This is a genomic window from Acinetobacter beijerinckii CIP 110307 (genome assembly GCF_000369005.1).
Classification (GTDB): Bacteria; Pseudomonadota; Gammaproteobacteria; order Pseudomonadales; family Moraxellaceae; genus Acinetobacter; species Acinetobacter beijerinckii.
Map to the genome: position 1 here is coordinate 309779 of NZ_KB849763.1, position 14196 is coordinate 323974.

At 38.7% G+C, this 14196-nt stretch carries 13 protein-coding genes, 4 tRNA genes and 1 pseudogene; 5 read left to right on the forward strand and 13 right to left on the reverse strand.

What is annotated here, in order from left to right; translation table 11 throughout:
* Nucleotides 1–62 precede the first annotated feature (62 nt).
* The 5 genes from F933_RS01445 (at nt 63) to ntrR (ending at nt 5350) form a co-directional block, all read left to right on the forward strand.
* Complete coding sequence (locus F933_RS01445; RefSeq protein WP_005057720.1) at nt 63–785, forward strand: hypothetical protein; 723 nt, start codon at nt 63–65, stop codon at nt 783–785.
* 3 nt (nt 786–788) lie between these two features.
* Nucleotides 789–1628: a hypothetical protein gene (locus F933_RS01450; protein WP_005057722.1), complete on the forward strand. Its 840-nt coding sequence runs from the start codon at nt 789–791 to the stop codon at nt 1626–1628.
* Between the two features lie 196 nt (nt 1629–1824).
* Nucleotides 1825–2703: a phosphoribosyltransferase family protein gene (locus F933_RS01455; protein WP_005057723.1), complete on the forward strand. Its 879-nt coding sequence runs from the start codon at nt 1825–1827 to the stop codon at nt 2701–2703.
* 24 nt (nt 2704–2727) lie between these two features.
* Nucleotides 2728–4215: a nicotinate phosphoribosyltransferase gene (locus tag F933_RS01460; RefSeq protein WP_005057725.1), complete on the forward strand. Its 1488-nt coding sequence runs from the start codon at nt 2728–2730 to the stop codon at nt 4213–4215.
* 367 nt (nt 4216–4582) lie between these two features.
* A complete protein-coding gene (gene ntrR, locus F933_RS01465) occupies nt 4583–5350 on the forward strand; it encodes an ADPR responsive transcriptional repressor NtrR (protein WP_005057727.1) in 768 nt (255 codons plus the stop codon).
* 22 nt (nt 5351–5372) lie between these two features.
* Here ntrR and F933_RS01470 read toward each other — a convergent pair whose 3' ends face one another.
* The 13 genes and pseudogenes from F933_RS01470 to F933_RS01530 all read right to left on the reverse strand — a co-directional run bounded on the left by F933_RS01470 (nt 5373) and on the right by F933_RS01530 (nt 14115).
* Nucleotides 5373–6977, reverse strand: a complete 1605-nt coding sequence (locus F933_RS01470) for a GMC family oxidoreductase (protein WP_005057728.1) — start codon at nt 6975–6977, stop codon at nt 5373–5375.
* A 185-nt stretch (nt 6978–7162) separates the two neighbouring features.
* The gene (locus F933_RS01475) at nt 7163–7795 is read right to left on the reverse strand and encodes a nuclease-related domain-containing protein (protein ID WP_005057730.1); all 633 of its coding nucleotides are present in this window, start codon (nt 7793–7795) and stop codon (nt 7163–7165) included.
* A 113-nt stretch (nt 7796–7908) separates the two neighbouring features.
* Nucleotides 7909–8376, reverse strand: coding sequence for a DMT family transporter (locus F933_RS01480; RefSeq protein WP_005057732.1), 468 nt, complete (start codon nt 8374–8376; stop codon nt 7909–7911).
* A gap of 315 nt (nt 8377–8691) precedes the next feature.
* A tRNA-Pro gene (locus F933_RS01485) sits at nt 8692–8768 on the reverse strand.
* Nucleotides 8769–8785: 17 nt separating this feature from the next.
* Nucleotides 8786–8861 (reverse strand) — tRNA-His (locus F933_RS01490).
* A gap of 38 nt (nt 8862–8899) precedes the next feature.
* Nucleotides 8900–8976 (reverse strand) — tRNA-Arg (locus F933_RS01495).
* A 70-nt stretch (nt 8977–9046) separates the two neighbouring features.
* Nucleotides 9047–9123: transfer RNA gene (locus tag F933_RS01500), tRNA-Pro, on the reverse strand.
* 131 nt (nt 9124–9254) lie between these two features.
* The gene (gene nadA / locus F933_RS01505) at nt 9255–10319 is read right to left on the reverse strand and encodes a quinolinate synthase NadA (RefSeq protein ID WP_005057734.1); all 1065 of its coding nucleotides are present in this window, start codon (nt 10317–10319) and stop codon (nt 9255–9257) included.
* A 145-nt stretch (nt 10320–10464) separates the two neighbouring features.
* Nucleotides 10465–11685, reverse strand: coding sequence for a bifunctional glutamate N-acetyltransferase/amino-acid acetyltransferase ArgJ (gene argJ, locus F933_RS01510; RefSeq protein WP_005057736.1), 1221 nt, complete (start codon nt 11683–11685; stop codon nt 10465–10467).
* 362 nt (nt 11686–12047) lie between these two features.
* Nucleotides 12048–12536: pseudogene (locus F933_RS01515) on the reverse strand (methylated-DNA--[protein]-cysteine S-methyltransferase).
* Between the two features lie 63 nt (nt 12537–12599).
* Nucleotides 12600–12917, reverse strand: coding sequence for a DMT family transporter (locus tag F933_RS01520; protein ID WP_005057742.1), 318 nt, complete (start codon nt 12915–12917; stop codon nt 12600–12602).
* 151 nt (nt 12918–13068) lie between these two features.
* Nucleotides 13069–13614: a hypothetical protein gene (locus F933_RS01525; protein ID WP_005057744.1), complete on the reverse strand. Its 546-nt coding sequence runs from the start codon at nt 13612–13614 to the stop codon at nt 13069–13071.
* Entirely contained in the window at nt 13615–14115 is a 501-nt protein-coding gene (locus tag F933_RS01530) for a hypothetical protein (protein ID WP_005057746.1), read from the reverse strand. It abuts the gene before it with no gap.
* Nucleotides 14116–14196: the final 81 nt, after the last annotated feature.

The following is a 14196-nucleotide window of genomic DNA, read 5'->3' on the forward strand; positions in this document are numbered from 1 at the left end:
TAACATTAATTTACTAAACATTAAAAAATATCTACAACTAATCCATTTTTAAGGATCATTTAATGCGCTTTTTATTAATAGCCCCTCTATTAACCACACTCATGTTTACTGGCTGCGCCACGCTTAAACCGATGGAATTACAACCTGATTTTTGGCAACAATCGAATAAAAAGGTTGCAGTTGTTGTACATGAATTACCTAAATCAGCTGCGTACAAAGCAGGTAATCAAGGTCTACTAGACGTTGCGATTAACAATGCTATTTCAAATAAATTTGATAATTTTATTGAAAGTTTACAGTTCGAACCATATAGCGCATTAGCAGAAGACATTGAAAAAGAATTTGATCAACGTGGTTTCGATGCAACTGTTGTAAAGCTAGATCCAAAGAACATTCCTGCCTTAGAAAAAACTGCTGAACAGAAGAAAAATCCTGCGTTATTCCAAATGAATCTTGCAGCTGTACCTGATTTAAAAGATAAAGATCTTGTTTTCATCATTACTAGTAATCAAGTTGGTACTACTCGTTCTTATTATGGGTTTGTTCCAACTTCAGCCCCTCAAGGCTTATATGGTGGAATCGCACATCTTGTAGATGTAAAAACAAATGAAATTAAATGGTGGAAACCAGTGAATGTGGTTAAACCTGTAAGTGGTAAATGGGACCAACCACCATCTTATCCAAATGTTTCTCAAGCAGTTGATTTGGCTGTAGAAGCTTCGAAACAAGAATATAAAAAACAGTTTTTCAATAAAGCAATTTCAGCCCCTGCTGTTGTTAATTAATTTATGAAGCAATTAAACAAACTATTTAGTTTTGTGGTTGCTGTTTTGCCCACTCTAATCTCATCTGTATATGCAGATGAGTTTCAGACCTTAGCTCAACCATCCATACAACTGACTTTAAAATCAAATCAAACGGAATTTAGTATTGATAGTAACAATGCATCCGCTGTTCCTGTTCCTATCCAAAACGTTCAAGGTGTAGATCCGATTATTGCTCTTACGGGTGTGATCGTTGGCTATATTGTTGCGGATAAAATTAGTTCTACTTCGGAGCAGGCTGAACAAAAGAAAAGAATCCCGCGATTATTAAAACTTTCTGAATCAATCAATCCACATATTTTATTAAAGAACCAACTATCCACTGAGCTCATCAAACAACCAAAATGGTCAGATGGGCGTTCCTATCAACTCGAAATTGACCCTGAATATCATTTGAGTTCGGCACTCAATACAATCAAAATGATTTTTAAGTATCAATTAAAAACATCGAAAGAAAATACAAAAAATGAAATAACCAAAGCTCAAGTGTACATTTTCCATAATCTTGCCCAAGAAGCAGTACATCCCGAAAAACAAATCACTTGGGAGGATGTGGATGAATCACAGCTGAAAAATACATTTCTGGACAGTGCAACCTTACTGACTGAAGTATTTTCAAACGTAGATGCAAATCAAGTACCTCAAACAGACTTTGTTATCGCGACAACGATTCATGATGAGAAAATACGAGGTTATATCATTAAACAACAGCAAGACTGGCTATGGCTGCTCGACCAAAATAAGAATATTTATATTTTAAAACCTAAACGCACTTTTGTACTTAATACGGCTAACACAAAGTAAAATACGTAATAAGCAATTGATTTTCATAATATCTCAATTTAGACAGCCCTCGTGCTGTCTTTTTTTAAACATTATATATTTAAGATTTCTCCTTCACTTCTTTTATTTAAAGGCAAAGTTAGTGCTTGCTTTTATTGGTGTCATTATGCCAATATATATTTACTGGCTTTAAGCCACTATAAAAGAGAAATTAAAAATGACGATCCAACTTATAACAGCTCAAGCGAATGTTCCCATCGAGTTTTTGCAGTTTTCTGGTGGCGAACGTCATATTCAACTACAACCTGAGTTATTGAACCAATTAACAGCCTACACTCAGGTCAAAGCCTCACTGAATAACAGTACAGATGTGATGGATTATCTGTTATTGGAAAATGTGTTGTTGGAACAAGGCTCGCGCCCTTCGGTGGAAATCCCTTATTTTCCTTACGCACGTCAAGATCGTATCTGTGCACAAGGTCAGGCTTTCTCACTGGATTTAATGACCAAGTTATTAAATAGCAATAGTGAAAAATTTGCAGGGCAACGTCAGAAAATTGTGGTGTGGGATTGTCATAGTCCAAAGACCCTAGAGCTGTTACGCAAAAATACTAACTTCCAAGAGGTAATCAATATCGAACCGATTGAGATTATCCAGCAAAGTCCAACATTGATGCAGATCTTAAGCACAGATAATACTGTGTTGATCTGTCCTGATGCAGGCGCAACACAACGCACTCTGGCGATTGCCAACGGCATCAATTCGCAACGCCAACAGGCGATAGACATCATTCACTGTGAAAAACAACGTGATCCAAGCACTGGCAAAATTAGAACAACAGCAGTGGATAGCCCTGATTTGACAGGAAAAATAGCCGTGATCACCGATGATATTTGCGATGGTGGTGCAACCTTTATTGGTATTGCCAAACAATTGCGCAGCCTAAACTGCCAAAACATTATTTTATATGTCACGCATGGTATTTTTAGCAAAGGTCTCGCGGTATTTGATGGCTTGGTCGATCAGGTGTTTACCAGTAATAGCCTGCCACAAGCAGAAGCAAGCAAACTCAACATCATCAATTTTCAAAATTAAGCTCTTAAGCAAGAGGCCTATAAAATGAGTATTAAAATAAATCCACTCAATGCAATTGATTTCTACAAAGCCGATCACCGTCGTCAGTACCCACTAGGAACAGAATACGTCTATGCTAACTTTACCCCGCGCTCATCACGTTTAGCCAAAATGCTGCCTGATTTTGATGACAAGATTGTGTTCTTCGGTTTACAAGGTTTTATCAAACATTTTTTGTTTGAAACTTGGAACGAGGGCTTCTTTAATCAACCTAAATCCAAAGTAGTCGCAGCCTATAAACGTCGCATGGACAATTCTCTAGGTGAAGGTGCTGTTCCCGTTGAACACATCGAAGCCCTGCACGATCTTGGCTATTTACCTTTAAAGATTAAAGCACTAGAAGAAGGTAGTCGAGTCAATATCAAAGTGCCTGTATTGACCATTATCAATACTGATCCGAATTTCTTTTGGTTAACCAACTATATTGAAACTGTACTCAGTGCCGAATTATGGAAAAGTTGCACCACTGCAACAATTGCTTATGAATACAAACGCTTGTTAACTCAATATGCAGAAAAAACAGGTGCACCTTTAGACTTTGTTCCTGTTCAGGGTCATGATTTTAGTAGTCGTGGTATGAGTGGCATCTATGATGCTGCCCAATCAGGCGTCGGACACTTAACTAGCTTTATTGGGACAGATTCAGTCGCTTCGATTGACTATGCCGAAGAGTACTACAATGCAGCAGGTGTCGTGGGCGTTTCAGTGCCTGCAACAGAACACAGTGTGATGTGTATGGGTAGTGAAGAAAGTGAAATCGAGACCTTTAGACGTCTGATCTGTGAACTCTATCCAAGTGGCGTGGTCAGTATCGTTTCAGATACTTGGGATTTCTGGCGTGTGATTACTGAGTTTAGTATGGAATTAAAAGCGGAGATTTTAAAACGCCAACCGAATGCCCTCGGACTCGCCAAAGTGGTGTTTCGCCCTGACTCTGGTGATCCTGTGAAAATTATCTGTGGTGATCCTGATGCAGAGCTAGATAGTCCAGCTTATAAGGGTGCAGTGCAATGTTTATGGGAAATTTTTGGCGGTACAGAAACAGCTCAAGGCTATAAAGTATTGAATGAACGTGTTGGTTTGATCTACGGTGATTCGATTACCCTAGAACGTGCCCAAAATATCTTAAAAGGTTTGGAGGCCAAAGGCTTTGCTTCAAATAATCTGGTCTTTGGAATTGGCAGCTATACTTATAACTATTTGACTCGTGATACCTTTGGTTTTGCAGTCAAAGCCACTTGGGGTCAGGTTAACGGAGTCGGTCGTGAACTGTTTAAAGACCCTGTAACGGATTCAGGGGTTAAAAAGTCAGCCAAAGGCTTATTACGGGTTGAACAAACTGAAAATGGTTTTGAGTTATTTGATCAACAAAACTTTGAACAGGAGAAGATGGGCGCACTACAGACAGTATTTGAAAATGGTCAATTGTTAAGAGAATGCTCACTTGATCAAATTCGGGAGAGATTGGTCTAAGCAAAATTCTCTATGATTAAAACACATCCAGTGATTAGATACTCGGAAAAGTCATCCGCAACCTGAACAAGCCAAAGCGACTAAAGCTTTGGCTTAGTGCAAGATAAATGAAATGAATAGTTAAGCACTTAAGCAAAGCTTTCGCCTTACGGTACGGCAAAGATTATCAATCTTTGCCGTACCTCGTTTTGCCTACTTTTGCCAAAACACTTGCGAAGCTTTAAACACTTCTCAGGTCGAGCCTGAACAAACTAAAGTGATTAAAGCTTTAGTGAAGTGCAAGACGTAGTGGCTTATCCTAAAATATGATGAGAACCCAATAAGACTTCGCTATGATGTTACTTTATTCCGATTTCTTAATATTTCTATGAGTAAGGAAACTATCCATAAGTCCGAACAGGAATACCTTGCCCACTATCAAAAAACAGACTATGACACCCCACTGTTTACGGTTGATATGGCAATTTTTTCTGTGGCAAAAGGTCAATTACAGGTTTTAATGATTCAACGCTCTAACTTTCCCGAAAAAGAAAAATGGGCGCTTCCAGGTGGTTTTATTGATTTAAAAACTGATCCAGATTTAATGGCAACAGCTCACCGTAAACTGCTTGAAAAAACAGGGATTCACTCCCCTTATCTAGAACAAGTTGAAACCATCGGCAATCAGCATCGTGATCCGCGCGGTTGGTCGATTACATCACTGTATTTTGCACTGATTGATTTTAGTAAATTTAAAATTCAAAAGACTTCAACAACTGAAATGAGTAAATGGATTTCTATAGAAGAAGCCTTGCAACTAGAATTAGCTTTTGACCATCAGAGATTACTAAAATTAGCATTTGATCGCTTGTGCAGTAAAACCCGCTATACCGCACTCCCAGCTAGTCTCATGCCTGAATTATTTACCCTGACCGAATTACAAACAATCTATGAAATTATTTTAGGCCAAACCTTAGAAAAAAAATCATTTAGACGGCGCATGCAGGAAGCGGGAGCAGTTGAGGAAACAGGGCAACAAAAAATTGTCGGTAAACGCCCTGCTCAATTATTTCGTTATGCACTAGATGATTTTAATTTCACCTTTCCGCGTATGTTGGAAACACCACGTAACTCAGACAATAAAGAAGTGAGCTAAGGCAAAACCTTAGCTCAAAATATCACTTCCAAGTTTCTCGGATCATATCCACTGCTTTTTCAGCAATCATGATCGCAGGTGCGTTGGTATTACCATTTACCACTGTTGGCATAATCGACGCATCAATCACACGCAAGCCTTGAATACCATATACTTTCAGCTCAGGATCAACCACAGCCATCTCATCTACACCCATTTTGCAACTACCAACTGGATGATACACCGTGTCTACACGTTGGCGTAAAATCTCACGAATCTCATCATCAGATTGCACATTGGCAGTAAACATATCTTCTTTAATTTTTTCACTCAAAGCTGGTGCTTGCATTAACTTTTGCGTGACTTTAAATCCATCAACCATATCTTGAAGGTCTTGCTCATCCTCAAGGAATTTAAAATCAATTAATAGCGGATCATCCACGTTTTTACCACTGAGTTTGACCGAACCACGCGCACGAGGATTGAGCAAACAGACATGACAAGAAATACCATGTCCTGTATGCATGGTTCGAGCATGGTTATCTACTACAGCAATCACAAAATGCAGTTGTAAATTCGGTTTATCTAACTCAGGACGGCTCTTTAAGAAACCACCACACTCTGCATAATTGGTCGTAATTAAGCCTCGACGCTCCTTACGATAACGCCCAATTTGTTTGATTAAATCTAAACTACCACCAACAGAAACACCGAAAGTTCCATCTATTTGTTTAGTTTTATAAGCAAAAATAAAGTCAGGATGGTCATGTAGATTTTCACCAACTCCAGCTAAATCTTTAACCACAGGAATACCGTGTTTTTCTAATTCTTGACGAGGACCAATCCCCGAAAGCATCAACACTTGTGGTGACTGGAAAGCCCCTGCAGAGAGTAAAACTTCTTTATTTGTACGAACAACGGTAGTTTGCCCTTTATGTTTAAACTCCACACCTACAGCTCGGCCATTTTCGATCACAATCCGCGATACCATCGCTTGTGTGATCACATGTAAATTTGGACGCTTACCGATATAAGGCAATAAATATCCACGTGCAGCGCTCCAACGTTCACCATTTTTCTGGGTAACTTGATAGACACCTACACCTTCTTGCTCTGCGCCATTAAAGTCATCATTCAGTGGATAGCCCACTTGTTTTGCTGCTTCAATAAAGGTTTTTTGGTATGGATTATCTGAACGTAGCTCACCAACGTTTAAAGGTCCATGCTGTCCATGATACTCATTTTTAATTCTTTCGTTATGTTCTGATTTTTTAAAATATGGCAATACTTCATCATAGGACCAACCAGTATTTCCTAAAGCTGCCCAATGATCATAATCATCCCGATGCCCGCGAATATACACCATTGCATTGATCGCTGAACTACCACCTAAGCATTTGCCACGAGGTTGATATCCTTTACGTCCATTTAAACCTTTTTGTGGTATGGTTTCTATCGCCCAGTTATTCAGTTTCGTTGGAATGCTAATCACAGCAGCCGCTGGTGTATTCACCAACCAGCTATTGCCGTCCCCACCCGCTTCCAATAAACATACTGAAATATTTGGATTCTCCGAGAGTCTACCTGCAAGCACACTACCCGCCGAACCACCACCTATTACTACAAAGTCAAATGCTGTTTGTGTCATTGCTATCCCTGTTATTTTCATTCTTTCAAAATGCGAAAAGATTATGCTCAAATGCACATCTAAATATTCGTTTACTTGTCTAACAGACTTGATTATTCCTCATAAAAAGTAACTGGATATGTGGCAAAGTACAATAGCCAAATCTGGCAATACGATTGAGTTAAATCATCAATTTCTACAGTCACTTATACAGTGGATTTCTTTTCTATTTTTTGCTTTAAATGCTCAACGTGTAAAAGATTTGTCTTCCAAGAAGGCTCTAATACTTCTTTTTCGATTCGATATTTAATTCTTTTTAACTTCATGGGACTAATCACCTGTTGATCAAAACGCTTTACGTATTCAATCCATGCTTTACCACGAAAGACATTCTCAGGCATATCTGTTTTAAATTCGCTTCGAGCTGTAAATACAACAATAGAATGCAAATACTGCGGATCAACAACATCACTTAAAACCATTTCCAATACTTTAATATGCTTATAGTTTTGGTGTAACGGATTCTGAAATTTATAACTTTTCTTATAAATTTTTTGTGTCCACTGCTTCTGGCGAACATTTCCAAAAATCCATCCAGTGTAGTTTTTAGTTTCAACGATGAAAACACCATAAGGACTTATTAAAATATGATCAATTTGAGTCGTCCCGTCTTTCTGATCAGGCAGAGTACAATTATTAATTAATATATATTCAGCATTTAAATACTTAGCAACATGCTCAGAAACCATAAACTCACCAACTTTACCCTTGAAATTCGGTGATTTGAGATATGTAACTAAAACAAGCATAAGAAGAATTAAAATAATGTAAAAGAACATACTTCCCCATGAATATTTTATTTTTTAGAAATTAAAATCAACAGCATCAAATATACAATATATTTATCAAAATATTATTATAAAAACTGAGTTAAGAACTAATCCGTAATATTTTATTTGATCGTACTTCTATATTCTCCAAATAGCATAATCAACCCACCAATAAAAATAAAAAGTAATCCAAATAATTTGAAAGCATCTATTTTCTTTATTTGCATCCCCAATAAACCACTATGATCAATTAAGGTAGCAAAAATCATTTGCCCTAAAAATATCCATAATAGTGTATTGGTTGCACCGATATGTGGAGCTGCCACAAACATACACAGAATATAAAGTGAACCCAAGAAACCTGATAACCACATCCACCAAGATGTATTTTGATAAAGTGGTGGCTTCACCGTTCCATCCATCCACAATGCAATAACAAGCGAAGCAATCGCACCGCCTATATAAAGAAAAAAGGTAGATTGTATTTGGCTTGCACCACTGCTATGACGAAAGGTATTAATCACTGCTAATTGTAGTGGAACAACTAGCCCACCCAGTATACTAATCAAAACATAATGAATATTTTGCATTCATTGACTCTCATTTTTAGGTTTCTAATTTTTATGAACTCATTTGATTTAGAAACTTATGATCATGCTTGTGGAAAGTTTCAACATAATGATTGAGTAACTCTTACTCCAAACTATCTTATAAAAACAAATACTGCATCAAACATTCTATAGTTCAATTGTGACTCAAATACTTTTGATTAAATAATGAAAGCTCGGATATAGAAATAATTTTAGAAGAGTAAATAAGTTTTCGTTATTTAATTAAATAAGATATAAAAATACAGACGTAAAAAAACCGCTAATTAGCGGCATTTTATCTCATCTTTAAGATGATGGTCGGAGCAGTAGGATTCGAACCTACGACCCCCTGGTCCCAAACCAGGTGCACTACCAGGCTGTGCTATGCTCCGATTACTCTATAAAAGAGTGGGGTGAATGACGGGATTCGAACCCGCGACAACCGGAATCACAATCCGGGGCTCTACCAACTGAGCTACATCCACCATAACGTTTGATTCTATATACCAAGCTACCAATTAAATGGCGCGCCTGACAGGATTCGAACCTGTGACCATCCGCTTAGAAGGCGGATGCTCTATCCAACTGAGCTACAGGCGCATAACGATGATAATATTATCAAGCGATACTTCGCCGATTTTAAAGCAATGTTTTACAACATTATTTTAAATGGTCGGAGCAGTAGGATTCGAACCTACGACCCCCTGGTCCCAAACCAGGTGCACTACCAGGCTGTGCTATGCTCCGATTTTCTCAGCTTTTATTGTATCGCACATCGTGCGGTACGGTGTGCATTCTAGGCTTGACGTTGCATCACGTCAACACCTAGTTTTAAAAAAAATGGTTTTTCCTTATCAAATGTATATTTAACAAGCACTTTAGCGCTTTAGTGAAGCACTAAAGTTCAACATTCGATCTAAAGGTAATTTTGCACGTTGAGCTAACGCTGGATCAACGTGTATTTCTTGATCGCCATACTGTAACACATGCAAAATACCATCCAATTCATTCATAGCCATCCACGGACAATGGGCACATGAGCGGCATGTTGCCCCCTCACCCGCCGTTGGCGCTTCGAATAATTCTTTATCTGGCGCTGCTTGCTGCATTTTGTAGAAAATGCCACGATCAGTTGCTACGATCATTTGTTTATGCGGCAAGGTCTGTGCTGCTTTAATCAATTGCGAAGTACTACCGACCGCATCAGCGATATCCACCACCGATTCAGGTGACTCAGGATGTACCAATACTGCTGCATCAGGATAAAGCGCTTTCATTTGTGCGATACCGCGGGCACGGAATTCTTCATGTACGATACATGCGCCATCCCACAACAACATTTCAGCGCCTGTTTTCTTTTGAATATAGCGACCTAAATGTTGATCAGGAGCCCAAATAATTTTTTCACCTAAACTATCGAGATGTTCAATGATCTCAACCGCACAGCTTGAAGTCACCACCCAATCGGCGCGTGCTTTGACTGCAGCAGAAGTATTGGCATAGACCACAACGGTATGATCTGGATGTTGATCGCAGAATGCACTGAACTCATCTACAGGACAACCCAAGTCAAGTGAACAGGTTGCTTCTAATGTTGGCATTAACACTGTTTTTTCAGGAGAAAGAATTTTAGAAGTCTCCCCCATAAACTTAACACCCGCAACAACAAGCGTCGTTGCAGGATGGTCACGCCCAAAACGAGCCATTTCCAATGAATCAGAAACACAACCACCCGTGAGTTCAGCAAGCTCTTGCACTTCAGGATCACAATAATAGTGCGCTACCAGCACAGCATTTCTTTTTTTAAGCTCTGCTGCAATTTGAGCAAACTTTTCTTGTTTCACTTCTGGGCTGAGGCTATTGTCCTTTGGCTCACCCAAACGATCTAAATGCGCCTGCACAATATTTTTGGCTTCGTTCGCAATTAAATTCGCATCATTCATAAAGCGTCTTCTCTATCCTGCGTGCTTGCATCACTGCAAACTTATAACGTGGGTATATCTTGGCGATGATGTGGAGTAAATCACACTGTCCACAAATCAGCTTATAAAAAAAGCCCCACTGTGGAGGCTTTATTATAACGCATATTTACGAGCGATAATCGGCATTAATTTTGACGTAGTCGTAAGAAAAGTCACAGGTATAAACCGTATCTTTCGCGGTACCTCGTCCTAGATCAATACGAATCGTGATTTCTTTCTCAGCCATCACAGCCGCGCCAGCTTCTTCGGTATAGTCAGGATTTGCACCACCATCTAAGCAGATTTGTACATCACCCAACCAAACTTGCACCTTACTGCTGTCTAAGTTTTCAACACCTGCCTTACCAATCGCCATCACAATACGCCCCCAGTTTGGATCAGAAGCGAATAAAGCTGTTTTAATGAGTGGTGACTCAGCAACACTATAAGCAACATCACAACATTCTTGGGTATTAGCTCCGCCTTCAACCTGAACAGTAATGAATTTAGTTGCACCTTCACCATCACGCACAATCAATTGCGCCAAACGATTCATAATACGCGCAAGTACATCAAGCACTTGCTGGTAACGTGCATCCTCTTTTGAATCAATTTCAGCGCCACCCGCTAAACCTGTCGCTACAAAAATACAAGAGTCATTGGTTGAGGTATCACCATCAATTGTGATGCGATTAAATGAGTGTTCAACTGTCGTTTGTAACAGTTGCTGAACTGCGGCTTTTGAAATCGGTGCATCAGTAGCAACGAAGCTAAGCATAGTTGCCATATTTGGACGAATCATACCCGCACCTTTACTGATGCCTGTCATGGTATAAGTCACACCATCAAGTTCAAACTGTTCAGATGCGCCTTTCGGTGTGGTATCTGTGGTCATAATGCCAGAAGCAGCCTCAGCCCAACGATCTGCATTTAAATCATTTAATGCAGGTTGAATACCCTGCACTAAACGTTCAATCGGAAGTTGCTCACCGATTACACCTGTTGAAAATGGTAGAATCTGATTCGCTTGAACACCCGTTAATTCTGCTAATTTGGCACAGGTACTTTCTGCATTTTTATAGCCCACAGTGCCCGTCGCAGCATTGGCATTACCTGTGTTGATAATCAAATAACGTGGTGTGTTCTCAGCTAAGTGTTTTTTACTCAGTAGAACAGGCGCAGCAGCAAAGGCACTTTGGGTAAATACCCCTGCCACATTCGAGCCTTCTGCAAATTCAAAAATGACTAGATCTCGTCGATTTGGATAACGTACATACGCCTCAGTTGAGCCAATTTTTACACCCTGCACCACATGCATAAGTGGCATTGTTACGTCACCAACAGCCATTTTTAAACTTCCATTCAATTTAATAAGAAAAAGATCGGGAAAATAATCACCATAAAACTATACCTCCACCATTAGATACTCGGTAAAGTCATTCACAGCCTGTGTGGTCTCTGCAATATATTGTTTCTGCGACAGAATCAAGAGAATGCAAGAATCCGACAGGTTCTGTGAATGACAATGGTTTTGCCTACTTTTGCCAAAACAAAAGTAGGTCGAACCGAAGGTTTATCCGACAATTGATATACTTGAGACAAGACACCGTCGTGCTAGTAATTATTTATCAATTATTTAGATAGGGTCTTACAGCTTATATCCGTAGCTTATTCCAAAAAGCAATGAAAATCGAGTATTAACAATACAGATTATGGAATTTGACTTTGCTCTAAACTGAGTAGAATCTGCTTCTTATCTAGACCACCAGCAAAACCAACCAAAGCCCCACTCGCCCCAATTACCCGATGACACGGCGCAATAATCGAAATCGGATTTTTACCATTGGCGGCTCCAACAGCACGAACCGCTTTTTCATTTCCTAACTGAATAGCAATGTCTTTATAACTACGCGTTTCCCCATAAGGAATGGTCAATAAAGCCTGCCAAACCTGCTGCTGAAAATCAGTGCCTTGAAAATCAATTGGTAAATCAAACTGCTAACGTTGTCCTGCAAAATATTGTTCTAATTGTTGCTTCACTTTATGCAGCATGGGATGTTGCGGACTTTCAATTAACTCAGCTAATCGTACACGTTTATGATCTTCATTGTCCCACATCACTGCAACTAAAGCCTGATCATGTGCAACCAGTTTTAATGCACCTACAGGAGAGTCCATATACATATAAACCAGTTGCATGAAAATATCTCCTTTACGCGACTTTAATCGCTGCTCTCCCTTCTTATAAAAGGTGAGTTTTTCTTAATTTGACGAAAGCTTCATTAAAACTAAACCAGAAACAATCAATACGGCTGCAATCATTCGCATGGCTGTCATCGGCTCATTTAAGACTAAAATCCCAACCACGAAAGAGCCAATCGCTCCAATCCCTGTCCACACCGTATATGCTGTGCCTAAAGGAAGTGAACGCATTGAAATCGACAATAAAACAACACTTAAAATCATGAAAACAATAGTCACGATGCTTGGCGTTAACTTTGTAAAACCTTCAGACATTTTCATAGAATATGCCCAAATAATTTCAAAAATACCCGCCACAATTAAAATTGCCCAAGCCATTTTTAACAGTCTACTTTATCAATAGTCGGGTCGTCCCAACGTGATTATTTACAGAAGGTCGTCCTTCTTCACTCAGCAGTTTACTGTACATTTTGCAATTATGTGAATTGTTGTATATCTAAAAAAGTTTAAGACCATGAAAATTAAATTTTTATTGCCAAACAATGCTATCAACTTTCATTAATTCACAAGCACCGTTTCCAGTATCCTCTCTCGATAAAGAGCTTTTCCAACGCCATCCATCTTTGGTTTGAATTTCAATTAATGAGCCTTTTAAATAGACTAAATCATCTTTTTTTATTTTTTTTATCTGAGATGCGACATAAGCATCTGCTGGTACTAAATGCATATTTGCGCTATGTCTTGAAATATCTCTTAAAGAAATTGGTGGTTCCTGATCAACACGCCAATAATACCAACGATTACTCTGAGAAATATCAATCTGTTTATATACTTTTGGATTCGCCATTTCTCCCCAACCAACTGCAATATCCATAGGCGAAAACTCAGCTTCACGCCCCAAGTTATAATCCTCTCGACCTAATACACGAAAAGAGCCTTCATAACTTTGCAATGCCACCACCTCTACGCCCTGTTGAGTTGTGATTTGGCTGACATTCGGTGTTGGTTTAATCGCTTTATTCCAAATTAACCATAAAACAGCCAACCCCAATAAGCCATACATCCATCTTGGCATTTATCTATCCTTTTTATTTCTTAAGGCGTTAATCCATCGCCTTAACTTTTCTAGCATAGTTTTAAAAAATTTTTGAACTATAAATACTGAATCATTATTTTTAGATTGTGTTTGATCAATATGATTAGAACTCTGTTTTTCAAATACCATCATTTCTAAAGGTTCATAATGTGACATTGTTTGTTGTAGTTCGGCACCCAAACTTAAACCTTGTAATGCTAAGGTTACATCATCAATTGAACTGTGATGATATAAAGTCAGATGTCTTGCATCTAAATCAATACAATGCTCGATTAAGTTATCAATAAAAGGAAGCAATGCTTTACGCACACGCTGGGCTTCAACAATACTGCTCATATGCGGAATATAATAATAACTGACATTCATCGTCCCATCATTTGACAGCAGTTCTAATTGTGGTGAACTTTGACTTTTCTGTTTAGATGTTTCAAATTGATTTGTTTTATCAATATAGGCATTGTTTTGTTGTTCAAAAGCCATTTATGCACCATGAATGACTCAAAAAAGATACTGTTAGTATAAACCAACAGTATCTCAGTAAAGTGACATTTTAGATGAAGT